This is a genomic window from Rhizobium sp. BK456 (assembly GCF_014194045.1).
GTDB lineage: Bacteria > Pseudomonadota > Alphaproteobacteria > Rhizobiales > Rhizobiaceae > Rhizobium > Rhizobium redzepovicii.
Window position 1 is genome coordinate 109,595 of record NZ_JACIAO010000015.1, and the last position, 20,176, is coordinate 129,770.

Below are 20,176 nucleotides of genomic sequence, written 5' to 3' on the forward strand. Positions count from 1 at the left end.
AATCCAATCTGTATGTCAAGGGAGGAACTATGACCTACATTGCAAAGAAACTCGCAGCCGGAGTTTGCGCTGGTGCGCTCTTAGCTTTCGCCGATCCGTCCTACTCTGACGATTACCCGTCGCGGGCGATTGAGGTAATTGTCCCGCTGTCAGCCGGCGGCGTCAGTGACATTGCCGTGCGCAAGCTGGCCCCGGTGTTCAGTCAGGCACTTGGCGTTCCTGTCGTCATCGAAAATCAGCCCGGTGCCGGTGCGACCCTCGGGACGGCTGCCGCCGCAAAGGCAGAACCGGACGGCTACACCATGGTCCTGGCTGCTGCCTCTGCCTTCTCCATCAACCCGCATCTTCGAAAGAGCTTGGCTTACGACCCGGTCAAGAGTTTCGAGCCGGTGTGCCGGATTGGCGGATCACCGAGCGTCCTGGTGGCAAATCCATCGCTGCAGGTAAAGACGCTGCCCGAGCTGCTCGAAAAGGCAAAGACCGAGACTCTCTCCTTTGCTTCGGCTGGTCCTGGTACGCCGGGTCATCTGGCCCAGGAGCTTCTCAAAGCTCGGACAAAAATTGAGATCATGCATGTCCCCTACAAGGGCACGTCTCAAGCCGTAACGGACACGATCGGCGATCACGTGCCTCTGTTGTTCGAGTCACCAGGTCCGCTGCTTGGTGCTATCCGTACAAAAGAGCTGGTGGGCCTTGGTGTCATGAGCCCGAAAAGGCTTCCGTCGATGCCAGATGTGCCGACATTCGAAGAGCTTGGCTACAAGGACATGGAGCTGATCGGTTGGATCGGTTTCGCGGTCCCGGCCTCCACGCCCTCTGACGTGGTAGATAAGCTTGAAGCAGCGTGCAAGGCGGCAGTCACGTCGGCGGACTTTCAAAGGCTTGCTGACGATCAGGGCCTTCTTGTCGCTTATGCGCCGCATGAGGAATTCCGCGAGCATATCGAAAGTGAGCTGAAAAAATGGGGCGATTTGATCAAGCAATCCGGGCTCCAGCCTGAATAGATCAAAATCTGTGGAGCAGGTCTTAGGACCTGCTTCCGTCTCAATGCACTACGGGCCGCGCAGTTAGCCGATGCCGTCGCTCTCGCCACATCGCCAGGCTTTCACTGATTGCCTGTCGAGAGCTAGGCTTACGCTCCCACTTCCCGATTCGCCCGCTAGCAAATCTTTAATTCTTTCACATGCAGCAGCCAATGCGAAATTCGCCCTCATAGAGCCGGGTGGTCTCATCCGTACCAACTCTCCAGCGGCGCCCCGCTCGACGCCGTGCTCGGGTCGTAGACAAATGATGGGATGGCGCGATTTGATAAAGCTAAGCGCTGCTTGCAATCTTTGCGGCCGCAACCGCGGTTCCCCCTACCGCTGACGGTCGAAACGGATCGACTGTGTATCCCTGATGGCGTTGACCGGCAGCACGACATTGCACCACACCCGGGAGCAACCCCGTCCGGGTTATCTCAGCGTTTAATCCCTTTATACGAAGATTTACGTCATGTCCGCATGAGGGCGCTGATCTGCACCGCCCTCTCTGTGAAGATTAGGCTACGAGGTGACGCCACCGGGCCCGTATCGAAGGTCGAAGAGCTCACTCAGTGACAGAGCATTTTGCCGTTGTCGAGCACCGTTTCGCCATTCCGGCTACTAAGGGCCTTGAATGAGCCATCCTTCCAAGCTTCGATGACCAGATAGTCGCCTGGAAAAAAAGGCGCAGAAAAACGCATCTCGACAGCTCGGACACGGGCGGGATCGTCCTGCGCAAGCAATCTCATCAACACCTGAACTGCAATGCCGGCCACGCACATGCCGTGCAAAATCGGCCGCTCGAAGCCGGATTTTCGGGCCATTTCGGGGTCGGCGTGCAAGGCGAAAAGATCGCCGTTCAGTCGGTAAAAAAGCGCCTGGTCCAGATTTGTCGCAACCTCGACCCTGAAATCGGGGTCGGTAAGCGGCAGCGCATGCGGCGCGGGTAGTGGTGTCGTATCTCCGCCGAACCCGCCTTGGCCGCGCAAGACGTGAACTTGCGTCAATGTCGCGTAGCGCTCTCCCGTCCTCGCATCTTCAATGACCCTTTCGGAAACGGCCATTGCGTGTTTTCCCTCACCCCGATCGACAAGCTTCACCAGCTTTGTCTTGCCGATCACCTCACCTGCCGCAGGCAAGGGTTTGTGCAATTCGACGGACTGCATGCCGTGAAGGACACGCGTAGGGTCGATTGTCGTGTCTGGCCGAACAAGCCAGAAGCCGGGATAGCCGAGGACAAGTGCCATGGACGGCAGCACCAATTGGCCGTCGCCTCTCAAGGGATCGACAAAGGCCAGACGATGCTCATCCAATGGATCATGGCCCATGCCGACCGACAGCGCGTAAAACGCGCTGTCTTTGGCTGTGTACGACTGATGGATATCCTCGACCTTGTAGGACAGGAGATGCGTAGCGTCGATGGCCATGGGTTAGTCTCTCGAAGGAGCTTCGAAGAGCGAAACCACGCATGCTGCCTCTTCAAAGCCGTAGAAGCCGCCGCCGTTCTCGCAAAGTCCGATGCGGGCGCCCTCGACCTGGCGCTTGCCGGCTTCGCCGCGCAGCTGCATTACAATTTCATTGACCTGGATTGCCCCTGTTGCACCGATCGGGTGCCCCTTGGACAGCAGACCACCAGAAACGTTGATCGGGATTCGCCCGCCGAGCCGCGTTGCGCCGCTTTCAGCCAGAGGTCCACCTTCGCCATAAGGGGCAAAACCGCAATGTTCGCTCTGCATGATTTCGGCGAACGCCGTGGCATCGTGAAGCTCGGCAACGGATACGTCGGATGGACCTAAGCCGGCGAGCGCATAAGCGCGGTTCGCGGCCGTCCTTGTCAAATGCTTGTCCAGTTCATCCGGCTTTCGGTTGCTACCACTGCTGACCGAAACGGCCCGAATGCCAACGGCCCGTTTGCGATCAAAGCGCTGCATGGCGCGTTCTGAAACTACCACCAGCGCTGCCGCACCGTCGCTCATCGGTGCACACATGGCACGCGTCATCGGATATGAGATCAACTTGTCAGCCAGCACTTCCTCAGGATCCATCGGCGTGCGGTACTGTGCAAGTTCGTTCCATTGCGAATGCCAGTGATTCTTGGCCGCAACCTTGGCGATCTGTTCCTCAGTGGTGCCAAAGCGATGCATATGGTAGCGCGCCATGGCAGAATAGATATCCATGAACACCGAACGCTGACCTGTCTGGTTCAAGGCCTTCTCTGGCAATGGAAGATCTTCACCGATCGCCAGGAGAGCCTGCATTTGCTGATCAGCGAGCTCCCGATCCCAGCTGCCCTTGAACGCATCGAACATCTGCTGTTCCTTATCGCGGAAGTTCATCTTCTCCGCTCCGACCACCAGAACAACGTCGTGAATTCCCGAGCGGACGGCCGCCCAGGCTTGTGCAAGCCCGGAGCTCGAGCTCGCGCATGCATTGTCAGTGTTGAAGATTGGAATATTCTCGAAGCCATAGGCGCGCAGCACGGTTTGGCCACGGATGTTGTGCTGCCCTTCCAGCACGCCGAGCCTCGTGTTGCAGAACCATGCGGCTTCGATCGCATCAGGTCCAATACCAGCATCAGCCAAAGCGACGTCTATCGCGCGCGCGGAAAGCTGCTTGACGCTCTGGTCCCAGTGCTTTCCAAGGGGGGTCATTCCAATTCCGGCAATGTAGGCTTCGGTCATTGTATCATCCTCTCCTAATAGCGGCCGCCGGTCACATGCAGTACGTCGCCGCTGATGTAGCCTGCCCGTTCTGACACCAGAAATGCGACCGCGTCGGCGACATCTTCAGGCTCGCCGACACGCGGTATCGGTGTCGTCTTTTCCGCATTTTCTTTGATCTTTTCCCAATGTGGCAGGGATCGGATCATGTCCGTATTGATGATCCCAGGCGCGACCGCATTGACTGTAATGTAATTGCGCCCAGCCTCGAGCGACATCGCGCGCGTGAAGCCGATGATCCCAGCCTTCGCGGCCGAGTAGTTGGCCTGGCCGGGATTTCCGAGGTGGGCGCGCGACGATATGTTGACGATACGACCCCATTTACGCTCATTCATATGCGGCAGCACAGCCTTGGTGCAGTTGAACGAGCCTTTCAAGATCACATCAATGACGATGTCCCAATCTGCTTCGTTCATCTTCGTAATTCGCATGTCGCGCGTCAGGCCCGCATTGTTGACAAGGATGTCGACCGCACCGAAGTCTGCGACAGTCTCGTCGACCATCGCGTTGACGTCAGCCTCCTTGACCACATCGACCTTGATCGCCTTTGCCTTGCCTCCATCCCGGCGCAAAGCTTCAGCCTGTCTTTCTGCATTGTCCAGATTGATGTCAGCTACGACCACATTGGCGCCTTCGGCGACCAGTCTTGCTGCGATCGCCGCACCGATACCGCTTCCCGCACCCGTCACGATCGCGGTCCTACCCATCAAACTCAATTCCATCTCACATCTCCTTACCCTGTGGCCCGATTGTTGACCGGGTCCTCAATTCTTCAAAAGTACCAAGCCGTCTACCGCGACCACCCCCTCGCCCTTCGCCTTGACGAAAAGGGGGTTGATCTCGGCATCAGCGACCGTGTCGAGCCCTGCGAGCTGCGAGATCTGTACAATTGCCTTTGCGAGCGCATCGCAATCGCCCTCCGGCAGTCCGCGATAGCCGCGAATGGTCGCCAACCCTCGGACTTCGGCGATCATCTCGTGAGCCTCGTCAAGCGTCGCAGGTGCCAGTCGGATGGCCGCGTCCTTGTAGATTTCGGCCAGGATGCCGCCTGCGCCCAGCACGACAACGGGGCCTACTTCAGGGTCTTGTCTGACGCCGAGGATGACTTCCGCCAAGGCGCCACGCTCCATCTGCTGGACGAGGAAGCCCTCGATCTTGGCTTGCGGATGTTTCTTGCCGACCCGCTCGCTGATCGTTTGGATGGCCTGGGTGAGATCTTCGGCATTGCCGATGTTCAAGACGACGCCACCAGCGTCCGTCTTGTGGGGCACATCAGCCGACAGGATTTTCGCGACCACGGGAAAGCGAAGATCAGCTGCGTTTCCCGCGGCGGAGAGAGTCTTGGACGGTGCGGTCGAGATGCCGATCGCCTTGAAAATCTCGCCGGCGTCCGCCTCGTTCGGCTTTCGTCCGCCCAGTGCGGCGATGACCTTCTTCACGGGTTCCAACAAAGCATCATCCGGTTCCGGGCGCAGGATCGGAGGCTTCCATTTCGCCCAGGCGTTAACCGCATCGGCACAGGTTTCGGGGGTCCTGAAGCCCGCAATGCCTGCATCGGCCAGTTGATCAAGGCCATCTTTTGCATGCGGCGCAATGAAGACGGCCAACGGCTTGCCATGCTTGTCAGCCTCGACGAGAGGGCCGACGGTGATCTCGGGCTGGAACTGAGCCGAGCTGCCGGCGATCGCGACCAACATGTCGCAGTGATCAGAGCCGAGCAGAGCTCCGGCGACAGCACTGTAAACTTCGGTCTTGGTGCCTGCCAAAGTCAAATCGGTCAGTCGGCCGCGCGGAATAGTGATGTTCTTTTCGGCCAGATCCAGGACAATCGATTCAGGTGGTGCAACGACATCGACGCCGAGCGTGCCCAGTCTGTCAACGACCGTCGCAGCGCCGCCCCCCGTCGTGGTCATCACCGCGACACGATGTGTAGACGATGGCCTTTGCCCTTTCAGCATCGCAGGAAGTTCAAACATTGTCTCCAGGCAGTCGACCCTGAGAATGCCATTTGCTTGAAAGAATGCGTTGGCAACCTCGTCGCCGCCTGCCATCGCTCCGGTATGCGATGCGGCCAGATCGCGCCCTACGTCAGATCGGCCAAGCTTGTAGGCGATGATCGGCTTACCTTTCTCGACGGCACGCCGGGCGGCTTTCGCAAGCTTTGGTGCCATTCGGAAGGTCTCAAGGAACAACAAGATCGCACCGGTCTCCGGATCATCGACGAGCCATTCGGCGATTTCGCCAACGGACAAATCGCATTCATTGCCGATGGAGACGATTTTCGAAAAACCGACGCCACGTCCAAGACCGCGAGACATCAAACCGCCGGTCATGCTGCCAGACTGCGAAATGATCGCAAGCGAGCCGGGCACGATATCGAGCTTCTCGACAGCGGCGTTGATCGACAGCGCACAGGATGGCTTGCTGCTATAAATTCCGCTGCAGTTAGGCCCTAGGAGGCGTACGCCGCCGGCACGCGCTGTGCGCAGCATCTCGTCCTGGATGCGACGTCCCTCCGCGCCTGTTTCAGCGAAGCCGTCAGTAAAGATCGTGGCGATCGGAACCTGCTTCCTGGCGCATTGCTCAATAGCCTCCGGAACTGCAGCTCGCGGCACCATGATGAAGGCGTGATCGACTGCGGTCGGAACATCAAGCAGGGACGGATAGGCGCGATCGCCGCCGACCTCGTCCCGGTTCGGGTTGATCGGGATGATCGTGCCTTCGTATCCGTGCTTGCGAAGTGTACGCTGTGGTCGCGACGTATGTTTCTTCTGGTCGGCCGAGGCACCGATCAATGCAATGGCGCGCGGAGAAAACAGAGCTTCGAACTGCCGCTTCTCGTGTGAGTTCACGATGATCCTCCCTATACTGTAAATTGAAGTGTTACGTTCGCCGGAGCGACTGGATTAAGATATGTCAAAGTGTGGGACTTTTTGCAAATCCTAATCTGTGTCTGGTTGGTGCTAGCCGAACAATTTGTGAGACCAACAGGCCCGCGATGGCCCCGATGTACACGGGCGCCATGGCGATCCCCGGTCGACGCCAGCCGCCTGCTGGCCGTTGCTCAACTGGGCTATGACAGTTTGCGACCGAAGTCCGTAGCAACACGCGCATCAATGGCGCCGGAGCGTTTCAGGGCAGCTGACGAGCGGCGTCGCCAAGTGATGATTTCGCCGACGACTCCTCTGCGAAACAACAACACGCATGCCGCAAATACGGCTCCTTGCGCCACCAGAACCCATTCGCCGAGGAACGAAAAATAATAGATCAGTCCGAAGACGATAAATGCTCCAAGAACAGGGCCATAAAACGTTCCCATGCCACCGATTAGAACCATGAGCAATGCCTGGCCCGACATCGACCAGTGAACGTCCGTCAAGTTTGCGCTTTGAGTAACGACTGCTTTCAAGCAACCCGCCAGGCCAGCCAGGGCGCCCGAAATGACAAAGGCTGTCAGCTTGTAGCGGTTTGCCTTGAAGCCAAGGGATACGGCCCGTGGCTCATTGTCCCGGACGGCTTTTAGAACCTCGCCAAATGGCGAGTTCACGACGCGACCGATGGCAAACACGATGACAAGAAACACAGCCGAGATGATCACGTAGAGGACTGTCGGATTCGACAGCGGGAAGATCCCGAGAAAGTTTGATAGTGGGACATTCTGGATGCCATCCTCGCCATGCGAAAATGGTGCGCGCAGGATGAGAAAATAGATCATCTGAGCGATACCCATGGTGATCATCGCGAAATAGATCCCTTGGCGGCGAAGCGCGATCAATCCGACCAGATACGAGAGAGCCCCCGCCAGGACCACTCCGGCAATCACCGCTAGTTCGGTCGGAACCTGCCAGGCTGAGCTAAGATAGGCGACGGTATAGGAACCGACACCCAGAAACATTGCATGTCCAAATGACAGAAGACCGACGCAAGATACAAGGAACCCCACCGACAGCGCGTAGATTGCAAAGCACAATGCTTGCAAGACTGTGAACTTGTAAATGAGGAAGAAAGCCGCAAGCAGCCCGACGGCAAGCATGAGCCCTGTTGCCTTTACCCCTGAAGGGGTTACATCGAAGATCTCATCGTTTTCTGCAGCATTCTTCGGGCTGTTCACGGTCCATCCGAACAGACCGGCTGGGCGAACAATCAAGATAAGAACCATCAGCACGAAAATCGCAAGAGACGAGGCTTCGTGATAGAAATAGGCAACGACACCTTCCAAAATCCCGACAATGAAACCGGTGATGATGCTTCCCGAGATCGACCCCATGCCGCCGATAACCACCACCGCGAAGACGACGACAATCAGGTCATTGCCCATGAAGGCTTGCGGCTGATAGATCGGGGATGCAAGGACGCCCGCCAGACCGGCAAGCGCCACACTGACTGAATAGGTCAGTGTCACCAGCAAAGGAACCTTGATACCGAAGGTCCGGACGATTTCTGGATTTTCTGTGGAGGCTCGAAGATAAGCTCCAAGCTTGGTCTTTTGAATACAAAACCATGTGGCACCGCAGATAAAGATGGCAAAGCCGAGAACCCACAGACGATAATACGGGGCGACCATGAACGGCAGACGCAGCCCGCCTCGCAATTCCGGTGGGGGCGAGTAGGGCAGCGCCACGAGACCGAAGAAGGCCTGAAACAAGCCCTGGATCATCATCGAAAGGCCGATGCACAAAAGCATGCCGTAAAGGGCGTTCAGTCCGGCCACACGCGACAATAAGAACCGCTCGACGACGTAGCCTGAGAAGCCGACCAGTACCGGTGCAGCACCAAGCGACCACCAGTAACCAAGACCGAGATGCTGAAGCAACAACACTGTGACGAATGCGCCCAGCATGTATTGCACGCCGTGGAGGAAGTTGACGATGTGTAGCATGCCAAAAATGACGGCAAGCCCAAGGCTAAGCAGAGCGTAAAATCCCCCGTTCATGAGACCTAGGAAAAGGTACGAGAAAAAGAGATTGAGGGAGAAGCCGTCCATGGTTCACCTTGTAACTTTAATTTTAACGCCGAAATCGCCTTGGCCGTTAGACAGACAACCATGCTTTAAGGTCGTCGATCCTTGCGGATGTGGCGTTCTTATCGAGAACATCAACCGTACGGCCCTGATCCACGAGGTAGATACGGTCCAGCACAGACATCGCAAACGCCAGGTTTTGTTCGACGAGAAGAATGGTAAAACCCTTCTTCTTCAGGATGGCTATCGTCTTTGCGATCTGTTCGACGATAACCGGTGCTAGACCTTCCGTCGGTTCATCGAGCATCAATACCCGCGCTCCGGTGCGCAAGATCCGCGCGATAGCTAGCATTTGCTGCTCACCACCGGAAAGTTTGGTTCCCTGGGTCGCCAGGCGTTCTTTCAGGTTCGGGAAGAGTTCGAATATCTCTTCGACGGAAAGCCTATTCGGCCCGATGACTGGGGGAAGAAAGAGGTTTTCTTCGACGGTCAAACTGGAAAATATGGCTCGCTCCTCCGGACAATAAGCAAGCCCGAGCCGGCCTATCGCCTCAGGAGGGCGACCCAAAATTGGTCGCCCGAAAAGATGAATCTCGCCTGTCGCACGCGGCCCTATGCCAATGATGCTGCGCAGCGTGGTGGTCTTGCCGGCGCCGTTCTTGCCGATCAAGACTACCAGCTCTCCTTCGTTGAGCTGTATGTCGACCCCATGCAGTACGTGGCTCTCGTCGTACCAGGCATTCAGATTGCGCACTTCCAGTACCGGTTTCTTCTCGGAAGGGACGACTGTCAGGTTTGGCGCCGTTACAATGTTAGACATGAGCAGAACCCAGGTAAGCGGCCTTGACGTCGGGATTGGAAGACACTGTCGCGTAGTCGCCTTCGCAAACGACACGACCTCGCACCATGACCGAGATCCGGTCCGCGAGCTCGGAGATCACCTTGAGATTATGCTCGACAATCACGATGGTCTTCGTGCCGGCGAGCGACTTGACGAGGCTAGCAATGGTTTGGATGTCCTCCTGCCCCATGCCCGCTGTTGGCTCGTCCAGCAACAGAATTTTCGGATCAAGTGCAAGTGTGGTGGCAAGTTCGAGCGCGCGCTTGCGTCCATAGGGAAGTAGGGCCGCGGGATGGTGAGCCCAGGTCTCCAGCCCGACGTGACCCAGGAGCTGCATTGCTCGATCGTTGTGCTTGTTCATGTGGTCGGGACTGCGCCAAAATTGATGCGTTTCGCTGGCAGCCCGCAGCAAGGCGATTCTGACATTTTGCAAGGCTGTGAGCCGCCCGAAGGTAGAGGAGATCTGGAATGAGCGGACCATTCCTAATGAAGCGACCTGAGCGGGTCCAGCTGACGTGATATCAATTCCGTCAAAGGTGATGCTGCCCGCTGTTGGCGCGAGGAACTTGGTGAGCATATTGAACGTCGTTGTTTTGCCTGCACCGTTCGGTCCGATGATCGCATGGATCTGGCCGCGCCGAATATCGAGGCTGACGCCATCGATTGCTCGAAAGCCACCGAAGTCGCGCCGCAGTTCTCTTGTTTGCAATATGATATCAGTGTCCGACAAAGTCGGCTCCTCCCATGCTCACCGAATGCGACTGGACTTACGTCTTGACGAGCTGGCACTCGCTGACGCTCAAGGGGCGAACCGAGCTTTCGCCGGTAACCTTCGAGACGTACTCGTAATCATCGAACTTCGTCTTCGACTCGCTCGGCGACTTGACCTTGTAGAGGTACATATCGCGAACGCACAGACCATCAGGGCGAACGGTCAGGTTGTCACTCAGAAGATCATTCACCGGCGTATTGCGCATTTCACGGGCGATCGCCGCGCCATCGGCGCTACCGGTCTTTGCCACCGCCTTCAAATAGTGGAGCGCGCCGCTATAACCACACGCGCGCTCGCCATTCGGGGGAATGCCGACCTTGTCGATATAACGCTTCGACCACGCACGGGTCTTTTCATTCTGATCCCAATAGAAGACTTCGTTGACGTAGAGGCCCTGCGCTGCTTCCAGACCGAGCAATTCGACATCAACCAGGGTAATGCTTGTGGTCGCCAGTGTAGCGGCGCTATCGAGCCCGAATTCACGAGCTGACTTGATGAGGTTCAAAAGATCTGTACCAGCAACCCCGACTTGGACGACATCTGCGCCCGAATTGGCAGCAGCAAGAATTGCCGAGCTGAAATCCGAAGCGCCAGCTGGGACCCTCACAGACCCAACGACCTCAGCCCCGAGCGCCTCGAGTGAACGGCGAAAATCCTGTTCAAGCGAAATCCCGAACGCGTAGTCCCAATTCAACAGGAACCAGCGTTTCTTGCCCATTCCCACGAATGCTTGAGGCTGCACGCCCGACAGTTGGTAAGTGTCGTAAGTCCAATGAAACGAGGTCGGCGTGCATTGCTTGCCTGTCAGCTGCGAGGAATGGGCATTCGATACAACGGCAACTTTATTCTTGGCGGATGCAAGTCCCATCACTGCGAGAGCGCAAGCGGAGTTCTGTAGGTCAAAAAATGCCTCGACATTCTTTGTTTCCATCCACTCGCGGGCAATGCCGGACGCGATTTCCACCTTATTTTGATGGTCGGCTGTGAGAACTTCGATCGGGCGCCCAAGGACCTGGCCGCCGAAATCTTCGACAGCCAGCTGGATCGCAGTGATTGACCCCTTGCCGCCGGAGGTCGAGTTCACGGACGACTGGTCACACAAGACGCCAATCCGGAATGGTTGCTGTTGCTGTGCGTATGCTGGGCCCACCATTGAAGCGACCCCGCCAGCGGCAGCATACTTCAAAAGTTTGCGTCGGTTGATTTGCATGGAAACCCTCCCGGTTCGTTGAATAATACATAAATACCGTATCATGAGATTTTATTACGGTCAAACCGCGTTCGTAACTGCGGACGGAAGAAGGCCATAGTCTCAACGAAGTTGACGAAAGAGCCCCGAAATACCTAGCATTGGCGACTTCCTGTCATAACAGATCCCAATTGGCGGGAAGAATACAACAATGTGTGAAAGGATGTGGCGACGTGACGCAGATCCGCAATAACGCTTGGCCGTCAAGAAAGTAATCAGACACCCGAATGAAGCGGGTCATCTCAATCGCCAAGGCGATCACAGCCCGTTCCGTCGCGCTGAAAAGAAGGCTCCGATCGCGGGCGCCATCAATGTCGCTTAGCGCCTCGAGCTGCGGTTGTGATCCGCCCGCCTCCAGAAAGACCGGGCCATGGCTGGCCACCTCGCAATGCGTTTCCATCACAATGCTTACGGCAACAATCGCGAGTTCACGAAGTCTTGACTCCAGGGAAAGCTGCGATCTGACCGCACCGGCATGTGCTGTCCATCCAGCGGCAAAAGCAGGGACTGTGGATAAGCAGTCGATCGATGTCGAAGAGCGTGCCTCCGCGCCTCGACCTGATAGCCTGGATGAGGTCGGGGGCTATTTATGTCTGCTGACAGGGGGGAAAGTCTGTGCATCGCCTGCTCCATCCCATCCCATCCAATCAGTTGTAGCGCGTGCTCAGGCCGCCATCCGCGACAAGCGCATGGCCGGTGATGTAGGAGGACATGTCCGAGAGCAGGAAGACGACCGCATCAGCCACCTCCTCAGGCGTGCCATCCGCTTCAGGGCGGTCCTCTCGGCGACAGCTGAAACAGTTGCCGACATTGGCTTTTTGGATGGGCGTGTCGATCAGTACTGCAACGCTGTTGTCGGGGACACCTTTTGAACCAAGCTCCACGGCAAATACCGGGGCCTGCCACCGCGTGGGTGATCGATCCATGGTCACGTGCAACGGGCCGCACAGTTTGTTCGACCGCCCGCGCATCGCAGACATTGACGACGTAGGCGAAGCGCGATCCGTCTTCGTCCGGGTAGAGCTCGCGCACGGCAGCCTCCAAGAATTCGGCACTCAAATCGAGCGCGATTGGATAAGCACCCAGCTCGCGCAAACGCTTGCAGATGGCAAGCCCAATCCCGATGCCCCTGTCACCGGCACGATTGCACCTTCCAAATTGATGGTCGCCATTTTCGCGTCTCCTCTCCAAAAGCGGAACTTTGGCTATTTCCCACCGTGTTCTCGTCGCCTGCCTCGCCCTAGCAACCGGAGTATAGATTGTCGCGGCTGCACCGCGGCACGCGTGATCAGCCCTCCAGCAGGAACGCAGCTGCCCGTTCGCCGATCATGATCGATGTCGCGTTGGTGGGCGCCGAAACGATCGAAGGCATAATCGACGCATCGGCGACCACCAGTCCATCTAGCCCATGAACCCGAAGCCTCGCATCGACAACAGCATCCGAACCGCCGCCCATCTTGCATGTCCCGACCGGATGGTACACAGACCCTGCTGCCCCTCTGATGTAATCCAGAAGTTCAGCGTCGCTGGACACATCCAAGCCGGGACGTACCTCGCGCTCGATTTGGCCACTGAGCGGATCGCAGGCGACAATTTTCCTTGCTATGCGTAGAGAAGCGATCAGCGTTTGCTGGTCAAGCTCGCTCTCGAGATAATTGGGCGCTATGAGAGGTGCTTCGCGCCAGTTTGCCGAGCGGACCCGAACAGAGCCGCGGCTCGCGGGGCGCAGTTGGAAAGCAGATACCGAAAAACCCGGGAAACGATCGAGGCCTTTGCGGTAGTCAGTGCTGCTGAACGGCATGAACATCAGCAAGGCGTCCGGGCGCTCCAGACCGGGGCGCGAGCGGATGAAGCAGCCCGACTGAGCCCCAGAGGATGTCAGCGGGCCGCGCCTGAAGAGCGCATATTGCAAAGCCATGGCGACCTTGCTCATAGGGCTGCGAACCTGAGAATTGAGCGTCTTGCGTCGACTCTTCATCACCAGACGGGCTTGCACGTGATCATGAAGGTTCGAGCCCACTCCCCGCAGCTCGTGCTGCACCTCTATACCCGCCTCGCGCAACCATTCACCGCGGCCGATGCCGGATCGCTGCAAGATCGCAGGCGTATTGATGGCGCCTGCAGATAAGATCACTTTCTGCCGCGCATGCGCGATAACAGGCCCCTGGCCCATGGTATAGCGAACCGCGATAACGCGACCGTCTTCAATGAGCAACTGCTCGACCTGCGCATGCGTGCGCAAGACGAGATTCTGTCTTGCACGTGCGCCTGACAGGAAAGCGACAGCGCTGCTTGAGCGGCGCCCATTTCGCGCTGTCATCTGGAAGTAACCGGCGCCGTCCTGCGTCTCCCCGTTGAAGTCGTTGTTGCTCGTGAAGCCTGCCGCCAAAGCGCTGTCGACGAAGGCGCGGCATAGTGGGTTGCGGTCTACGAGGTCGGAAACAGCCAGCGGTCCGTCCGTGCCGTGATAGTCATCCGCACCATTTTGCTGGTCTTCCGATCGACGAAAGAACGGCAAGACGTCGGCGTAGCTCCATCCGGCGTTACCATCCTGACGCCAGTTGTCAAAGTCGGCCGATTGTCCGCGGCAATAAACTAGGCCGTTGATCGAACTCGATCCGCCAACGACACGTCCCGACGGGGTAAAGATACGCCGACCTGAAAGCGCGGGCACTGGCTCGGTCGTAAACTGCCAGGTAAGTCTCTCGTTGACGAATGTCTTTCCAAATCCCATTGGGACGTGGATCCAGAGGTCGTTATCTGGCCCACCGGCCTCAAGCAGGAGAACGCTATACCGGCCGGATTCGCTAAGGCGACTGGCTGCTGCACAGCCGGCGGAACCAGCGCCAACAACGATGAAGTCGAATATTTCCATGCCTGCGCTACCATCGTCACGAGTTGCACCGAAGTGTGTCACGTCGCGCCCCATGCTCAGCAATGTATATAATCCCACAGTACAGGATAATAAATCATTCTCAAGGGAGTTTGTCGTTCATGACTTTGCTGCGAACGAGATTGCGTTGGTAGTGGCATACCATATTATGAGATAAGGAGATAAAAGTCGGGATTTTTCACCCCAGTTAGAATAGCAAGTAGCGAGTGACTGAATGCGACCTGGGCGAAGCCCAAGAAGTGCTGGAACGCGTGGAGCGCGAGCGCGGCATGGCGCGCGGATGGACACGCATGCTCGCTCAGCGTGATCCTGACATGCTTGAACGCGTGCATGAGCTCGTCATGCACGTTCTTCATGAACGGCAGACGTTGCCATTGAAGTTCAAGTACGTCTTGGTGGTGTGCTTGAACGCGTCCCAGTTCCACGAATTTGGCGTTCGAACTCAAACGCGCGCCGCTCTCCAAAATGGAGCAAGCGAGGAAGAAATTTTAGAAGCGCTTGAGATCGTTGCAATCTCAAATCTTTATGGAATGTCGAAAGCCCTTCCTATGGTAATGGAAGAAATTCAAGCGTTCAGGGACAGGACAGGCGCGCAGTGACAGTACTTGGTTCTGGCGCAGTCCTGGTGCATCCGGTTCGATCACCGGCAAAATGAAACGGCGCGCGGGAAACCCCGTGCGCCGCCCGATTGTTTTTCCAGGGGCCTTCAGATCCCGGCCATGCAGATATATTTGACTTCCATATAATCGTCGATGCCATAGTGAGAGCCTTCACGGCCCATACCGGACTCCTTGATACCGCCGAAGGGGACGGCTTCGTTAGCCATCAACCCGATGTTAACGCCAACCATGCCGGTCTCCAGCGCCTCGGCAACGCGCCAGATGCGCCCAATATCGCGGCTATAGAAATAGGACGCCAGACCGAACTCGGTATCGTTAGCCGCCGCAATCAGTTCTTCCTCATCAGAAAAGCGGAAAATGGATGCGAGTGGTCCAAAGGTTTCTTCGTGTGCGACCTTCATCTCGGCTGTTGCTTCGCCAATCACCGTCGGCTCGAAGAAGGTCCCACCAAGGGAGTGCCTCTTGCCGCCAGTGAGGAGCTTCGCCCCATTCTCAAGTGCGTCAGCGATATGCTCTTCCGTCTTGCGAACCCCGCCCATGTCATGCACCGGACCGAAGGTTACGCCCGGATCGGTCCCCGATCCAACTTTCAATTCCGCGACCTTAGACAGGAATTTTTCGACAAACTCGTCGTATACTTTATCGTGAATGTAGAACCGATTAGTTCCGACGCACGCCTGTCCGGTGTTGCGAAACTTCGACCCCATGGCGCCGGCAACCGCGGCGTCGATGTCGGCGTCATCAAAAACAATGAAAGGCGCGTTGCCTCCGAGCTCCAGAGCGAGTTTCTTTACCGTTCCAGCGCATTGCTGCATCAACGTGCGTCCGACCTGCGTCGACCCAGTAAATGAGAGTTTCCGCACAACCGGGTTCGAGGTGAATTCCGCACCAATCTCGCGCGAGCCGCCAGTGACCACACTGAGCACACCAGGCGGAATGCCTGCACGATCGGCAAGCTCCGCCAGCGCCAAAGCGGTGAACGGTGTGGTGCTGGCGGGACGGACGACCATGGTGCATCCTGCAGCGAGGGCCGCACCGGCTTTGCGGGTAATGATGGTGTTGGGAAAGTTCCAGGGTGTTATTGCAACGCAAACGCCGACTGGTTGTTTTATCACCACAACCCGGCGATCATTCGCAGGCGTCGGGATCGTTTCACCATAGGTCCGCCGTGCTTCTTCGGCAAACCATTCGATGAACGCGGCGCCGCTTACCACCTCGCTTTTCGCTTCCGCCAACGTCTTGCCCTGCTCAGACGTGAGAATGAGAGCAAGGTCGTCCGCATTTTCGATGATCAAGTCGAACCAGCGGCGCAGCAGTTTCCCGCGATCCTTGGCAAGAACTTTTCTCCATTTTCCAAGTGCGATGTCGGCCGCCTCGATGGCGCGTCGTGCCTCTACACCACCCATTTTGGGTACCGTGCCGACGACCGCTCCGGTCGCCGGGTTTGTCACGGTTATCGTTTCCGCATTGTCGGCGTTGATCCATTTGCCGTCGACAAAGGCTGACATGCGCAGAAGTGTGGGGTCTTTAAGGTCAAGCTTTGTCATCAGACTGATCTCCTCACTCGCTGGCGTGCTTCTCGAAAGTCGGCATCTCGAACGCCTTGCCGGTTTCTCCAGCCACGAGGCCGGGCTTCCACGTTTCGTTCCAGTTCTTCGGATAGGGGTACCAAGCGGAGCGGTACTGCGGCGTCTCGATTTCGGTTGCGACACTAATGACTGTCGGCAAGCCACTTGCCATGGCCGCTTCGAAAGCTGGCTTGAAGTCTTCCGCCTTGTCGACGCGAACGCCAACGCACCCCATTCCTTCAGCCATCTTCACGAAGTCTGGCCCCCAAAGTTCCGTCTCGTCCTTCTTGCGGTAGTCGCAGAGCGACTCACGTCCGTAAATCTTGAACATTGCCTCGCGCTCGATCTGCAACGACTTGTTGTCAAAGACGATGGCGATGACGGGAAGCTTCTGCTCAACAGCCGTCAGCATGACCGTATTGCGCATGATGAAGGCGCCGTCTCCCAACAGGGCGATCGCCGGTTTTCCTCCGCTGGCCATACTGGCGCCGATCGCCGCCGAAGCGCTCCATCCCATGCGGTGCATGAAGCTGCTGTGGTAGACGTTTCGCGAAGAGGCGCGAATAAATGCTGGACCAAAGCTCAGCATATGGCCAGTATCGAAGGTGATGACGGCATCCGGGCAGGTCTGTTCAACCACCTGGCTGACGTCTTCGCAGACCCTTGCATAATGCAGAGGCGAAATCGCAGAGGTGCGCAGTGGCTTGACGGCTTTCTCGAAAGCAGCGCGCTCCTTTTCGAGTTCCCCAGTCCAATCGGCCTTTTCGCCTACACCTGATGCCTGCGCAGCCTTCGTAAAGGCTTCGAGGGCAAGGCGGGCATCGGAGTTCAGAGCAACATCGGTGGGATAAGCGCGACCAAGCTCGTTCTCGTCGATGTCGATATGGATCAATTTGGCGTTGCCGGGAATGTCAAACAGCGTCCAGCCACCCGAATCAATGTCGGTAAAGTGGGTGCCCACGCCGATGATCAGATCGGAACGGCGCGCCAGATGGTTGCCGTGCAGCGTACCGGCGCGACCGACCGTGCCGGCAGACAGGCGGTGCTTTTCGGGAAATGCCGCCTTGCCGGCCGAGGTTGCTACAACGGGCGTGCCGGTCGCTTCGGCAAAATCTTGGAGCGCTTGATACGCACCGCTATTGGCGATGCCGCTGCCGAAAACAACGAGGGGGCGTTTGGCGGCCTTGAGGAGTTCGACTGCGGCGACAATTCCGTCGGGATCGGGGCCCGGACGGCGCACGCGCATGTACGGAAGCGGGTCAGGGAGGCTATCTTCGGGAATAAGGGCGTGCTGGATGTCGAACGGGATAGCCATGACCACCGGCCCCGGGCGACCCGTCAGTGCGGTCTTGTAGGCGCGCAGGAACATATCGATACACGTATCAGGACGGGTTGCCATGACGGCCTTCTTGCAGATCGGTCGGATCGCGCCTGCAAAGTCCTCTGGGCCCTGGCGATAAGCCTCCTCAATCCCGCCTCGATCAAACCAATGCGTCGCCCCAACGCCAACAAGCGCCAGCAGGCCAATTGATTCATAATATGCGGTGGCAATGGCTGGCATAATGTTGGCGTTGCCCGGCCCGACGCTAGTGGTCACGATCGGAAGCGGTCCACCGCGCTTGTAACGCCAGTAGCCATCGGCCAGTTCGACAGCTTGGTCTTCCATGCGCGCACCGATGCAGGTAATGTTCGTCTCGTACACGAGCGCGTCCAGCAAACCCCAGTTTCCGTGGCCGTTCAGGCCATAGACAACTTCCGTTCCCATTGTCTCAAGCAGCCGGGCGATGGCCTGCGAGACCGTGATCATTTTCTTTTCCATAGGTGCCTCCTCATGATGTGCGTGTTGCCCGACGGGCGCGAAACGCTTGTTCTAGTCGCGAAAAATTGATGTGCAGGTGGGTAGAGCCTGTACCGAAGGCAGCCGATCGACGCGCTGGAGCAGATCGAAGAGCTCTCGTGCTTCGGGTTCGGTGTGCGTAAACTGGGTACAGTCACGGAACTTCGTCCACAGCTCTTCAGGCGTTAATGGCTCTGCAGCGTAACCGGGAATGGTTGCGATCGGACCACTGTCAATTACTTCACCGCTCTTCAGCCTCAAGGTTACGGTTTCAGTTGGTGAGAAAACCGGATCGCGTGGGTCGTATTCATCGACCGCTTTCAGCTTTACCTTCGGATAGAAGGCCTGCATGTCCGGTCTCTGGACGACCTCATCGGCGATCTCGGGCACTCCGAACTTGCCGAGAATAACCGCCGCCGCAATGCCAAATTGCCCGCTAAACTGGGCCTGGTACTGGTTCTGGGGTTGATCGTGGACAAGCACCGTCACCTGCCCCCTGCCCATCTCGACCTCAACCGATTCCACTTCTTGCGGATCGATTTTCCGACCCTCGAGCATCTTCAACGTTCCCTCGAAGGATCGATGCATGAAGAAACAGCTTGGATGCATCTTGAACTGAAGCTTGTAGCGCGGAAGGTACCATTCCTTGCCAAGCTGAGACGGCGACTCGGTGTCCGGCGTTCCCCCTGACGAGAATGCTGCAAGGAAGCCCTGCTTGTTTTCCAGGGCATCTGGCCCACCGGTCATTCCGGCGTCTGCAAGACGCGCAGCGATAACGCCATTTCGGGCGGCCATGCCCGAGTGGTAACCTTTGGTCATCGATCCGAAGTTGGAAAACAGGCCGCCGGAGTGACTGGCCGCGATGGCGATCGCCATTTGTGCCTTCTCAGCCGATAGTTTTCGAAGCACCGCACAGGCCGCCGCCGTCGCTACCGGTCCAAGAAGGGCCGTCGGATGCCAGCCTGCCTTATGGTAGTTCTTGTTCCGTCTCCAGACCTCACACCACACTTCATACCCGGCGACGAAGGCTGTGACCATCTCCTCGCCAGTCGATCCCAGAACTTCAGCCTCTGCGAGTACCGCCGGGATGATCACTCCGCCGGGATGACCGGACATCGTCTGGCATCCATAGTCGAGAGCGTGCGCAATTGCGCCGGCGAGCAAAGCAGCATCGGGGCCTGCGACGAGATGCGATGACAGGCAGGCACGGGCCTCTTGCCTGCCCCCCGGCTCAACAAGCGTCTTGCGTAAGATCTTGGATATGCGCTGGTCGACGCCCGCCATGACGACGCCCACGGTATCTGCAAAAGCATCTCGGACGACCGGAAGGACTTCGGCTGGAAGCCCAGCATAGCGAATTGCAGCAAGAAACCGACCCACATCTGCAGTAAGTGCTACCATTTTGGATTCTCTTTCTCAGGCGGCGGCGCAATAAATTGTTTGGTACCGCGCTGCCGCAAATCCCTTGACTTAGCGAGGCCCTACGCCGCGCTGTTTTAATTCCCCATCAAACGCTTTCCGTTCGAAAGGTGCTCTATCATGCATCGCTTGCCGCGACATAATTTAATCCCATATATTGACATTAATTGCCAATCGTGGGCGTTTGTCAAGCCGATCGTTTGGTTTTTTGACGGCCGATGTTATCAGCCGCTACGAGGCCGGGATGGTCCATCGGCGATCGGGGTGGGGCTGGA

The 20,176-nt window shown here is 57.4% G+C and carries 17 protein-coding genes; 2 read left to right on the forward strand and 15 right to left on the reverse strand.

Going from position 1 to position 20,176, the window contains the following annotated elements; genetic code table 11:
• The first annotated feature begins 29 nt into the window (after positions 1-29).
• Complete coding sequence (locus tag FHX03_RS31190) at positions 30-1,004, forward strand: Bug family tripartite tricarboxylate transporter substrate binding protein (RefSeq protein ID WP_183856995.1); 975 nt, start codon at positions 30-32, stop codon at positions 1,002-1,004.
• Between the two features lie 587 nt (positions 1,005-1,591).
• On the opposite strand, the gene FHX03_RS31195 is transcribed toward FHX03_RS31190, so the two are convergent.
• From FHX03_RS31195 to FHX03_RS31250, 12 genes are all read right to left on the reverse strand, one after another.
• Positions 1,592-2,449 (reverse strand): MaoC/PaaZ C-terminal domain-containing protein, encoded by an 858-nt coding sequence (locus tag FHX03_RS31195; RefSeq protein ID WP_183856996.1) that lies wholly within the window; start codon positions 2,447-2,449, stop codon positions 1,592-1,594.
• 3 nt (positions 2,450-2,452) lie between these two features.
• On the reverse strand, positions 2,453-3,703 hold the full coding sequence (locus FHX03_RS31200; protein WP_183856998.1) for a thiolase family protein: 1,251 nt from the start codon (positions 3,701-3,703) through the stop codon (positions 2,453-2,455).
• Positions 3,704-3,717: 14 nt separating this feature from the next.
• Positions 3,718-4,464: a 3-oxoacyl-ACP reductase FabG gene (gene fabG, locus FHX03_RS31205; RefSeq protein ID WP_183857000.1), complete on the reverse strand. Its 747-nt coding sequence runs from the start codon at positions 4,462-4,464 to the stop codon at positions 3,718-3,720.
• Positions 4,465-4,506: 42 nt separating this feature from the next.
• A complete protein-coding gene (locus FHX03_RS31210) occupies positions 4,507-6,537 on the reverse strand; it encodes an acetate--CoA ligase family protein (RefSeq protein WP_210298792.1) in 2,031 nt (676 codons plus the stop codon).
• A gap of 278 nt (positions 6,538-6,815) precedes the next feature.
• Positions 6,816-8,726 (reverse strand): ABC transporter permease, encoded by a 1,911-nt coding sequence (locus FHX03_RS31215; RefSeq protein WP_183857001.1) that lies wholly within the window; start codon positions 8,724-8,726, stop codon positions 6,816-6,818.
• A 46-nt stretch (positions 8,727-8,772) separates the two neighbouring features.
• A complete protein-coding gene (locus FHX03_RS31220) occupies positions 8,773-9,522 on the reverse strand; it encodes an ABC transporter ATP-binding protein (RefSeq protein WP_183857003.1) in 750 nt (249 codons plus the stop codon).
• Positions 9,515-10,273, reverse strand: a complete 759-nt coding sequence (locus FHX03_RS31225; protein WP_183857005.1) for an ABC transporter ATP-binding protein — start codon at positions 10,271-10,273, stop codon at positions 9,515-9,517. The genes FHX03_RS31220 and FHX03_RS31225 overlap by 8 nt, the downstream gene beginning before the upstream one ends.
• A 37-nt stretch (positions 10,274-10,310) precedes the next feature.
• The gene (locus tag FHX03_RS31230) at positions 10,311-11,525 is read right to left on the reverse strand and encodes an ABC transporter substrate-binding protein (RefSeq protein WP_183857007.1); all 1,215 of its coding nucleotides are present in this window, start codon (positions 11,523-11,525) and stop codon (positions 10,311-10,313) included.
• Positions 11,526-11,679: 154 nt separating this feature from the next.
• Positions 11,680-12,090, reverse strand: coding sequence for a carboxymuconolactone decarboxylase family protein (locus FHX03_RS31235; protein ID WP_183857075.1), 411 nt, complete (start codon positions 12,088-12,090; stop codon positions 11,680-11,682).
• Between the two features lie 121 nt (positions 12,091-12,211).
• Positions 12,212-12,448 (reverse strand): SDR family oxidoreductase, encoded by a 237-nt coding sequence (locus FHX03_RS31240; RefSeq protein ID WP_183857009.1) that lies wholly within the window; start codon positions 12,446-12,448, stop codon positions 12,212-12,214.
• Positions 12,333-12,659 (reverse strand): hypothetical protein, encoded by a 327-nt coding sequence (locus tag FHX03_RS35140; protein WP_409565195.1) that lies wholly within the window; start codon positions 12,657-12,659, stop codon positions 12,333-12,335. Before FHX03_RS35140 ends, FHX03_RS31240 begins: the two co-directional genes overlap by 116 nt.
• 193 nt (positions 12,660-12,852) lie before the next feature.
• Positions 12,853-14,439: a GMC family oxidoreductase gene (locus FHX03_RS31250; protein WP_183857013.1), complete on the reverse strand. Its 1,587-nt coding sequence runs from the start codon at positions 14,437-14,439 to the stop codon at positions 12,853-12,855.
• Positions 14,440-14,663: 224 nt separating this feature from the next.
• Between FHX03_RS31250 and FHX03_RS31255 the strand changes: the two genes are divergently transcribed.
• The gene (locus FHX03_RS31255) at positions 14,664-15,056 is read left to right on the forward strand and encodes a carboxymuconolactone decarboxylase family protein (protein WP_183857015.1); all 393 of its coding nucleotides are present in this window, start codon (positions 14,664-14,666) and stop codon (positions 15,054-15,056) included.
• A gap of 107 nt (positions 15,057-15,163) precedes the next feature.
• Here FHX03_RS31255 and FHX03_RS31260 read toward each other — a convergent pair whose 3' ends face one another.
• Genes FHX03_RS31260 through FHX03_RS31270 form a run of 3 tightly spaced genes read right to left on the reverse strand, consistent with a single transcriptional unit; the run spans position 15,164 to position 19,883 of the window.
• Entirely contained in the window at positions 15,164-16,624 is a 1,461-nt protein-coding gene (locus FHX03_RS31260; RefSeq protein WP_183857017.1) for an NAD-dependent succinate-semialdehyde dehydrogenase, read from the reverse strand.
• Positions 16,625-16,637: 13 nt separating this feature from the next.
• Complete coding sequence (locus FHX03_RS31265; protein WP_183857019.1) at positions 16,638-18,464, reverse strand: thiamine pyrophosphate-binding protein; 1,827 nt, start codon at positions 18,462-18,464, stop codon at positions 16,638-16,640.
• A 51-nt stretch (positions 18,465-18,515) separates the two neighbouring features.
• Positions 18,516-19,883 carry an MmgE/PrpD family protein gene (locus FHX03_RS31270; RefSeq protein ID WP_183857021.1) on the reverse strand — a complete coding sequence of 456 codons (1,368 nt, stop codon included), beginning with the start codon at positions 19,881-19,883 and terminating at the stop codon, positions 18,516-18,518.
• Positions 19,884-20,176: the final 293 nt, after the last annotated feature.

Coding starts and splice junctions, on each gene's coding strand:
- FHX03_RS31190 (WP_183856995.1), top strand. CDS start 30: ATGACCTACATTGCAAAGAAACTCGCAGCCGGAGTTTGCGCTGGTGCG.
- FHX03_RS31195 (WP_183856996.1), bottom strand. CDS start 2,449: ATGGCCATCGACGCTACGCATCTCCTGTCCTACAAGGTCGAGGATATC.
- FHX03_RS31200 (WP_183856998.1), bottom strand. CDS start 3,703: ATGACCGAAGCCTACATTGCCGGAATTGGAATGACCCCCCTTGGAAAG.
- fabG (WP_183857000.1), bottom strand. CDS start 4,464: ATGGAATTGAGTTTGATGGGTAGGACCGCGATCGTGACGGGTGCGGGA.
- FHX03_RS31215 (WP_183857001.1), bottom strand. CDS start 8,726: ATGGACGGCTTCTCCCTCAATCTCTTTTTCTCGTACCTTTTCCTAGGT.
- FHX03_RS31220 (WP_183857003.1), bottom strand. CDS start 9,522: ATGTCTAACATTGTAACGGCGCCAAACCTGACAGTCGTCCCTTCCGAG.
- FHX03_RS31230 (WP_183857007.1), bottom strand. CDS start 11,525: ATGCAAATCAACCGACGCAAACTTTTGAAGTATGCTGCCGCTGGCGGG.
- FHX03_RS31250 (WP_183857013.1), bottom strand. CDS start 14,439: ATGGAAATATTCGACTTCATCGTTGTTGGCGCTGGTTCCGCCGGCTGT.
- FHX03_RS31260 (WP_183857017.1), bottom strand. CDS start 16,624: ATGACAAAGCTTGACCTTAAAGACCCCACACTTCTGCGCATGTCAGCC.
- FHX03_RS31265 (WP_183857019.1), bottom strand. CDS start 18,464: ATGGAAAAGAAAATGATCACGGTCTCGCAGGCCATCGCCCGGCTGCTT.
- FHX03_RS31270 (WP_183857021.1), bottom strand. CDS start 19,883: ATGGTAGCACTTACTGCAGATGTGGGTCGGTTTCTTGCTGCAATTCGC.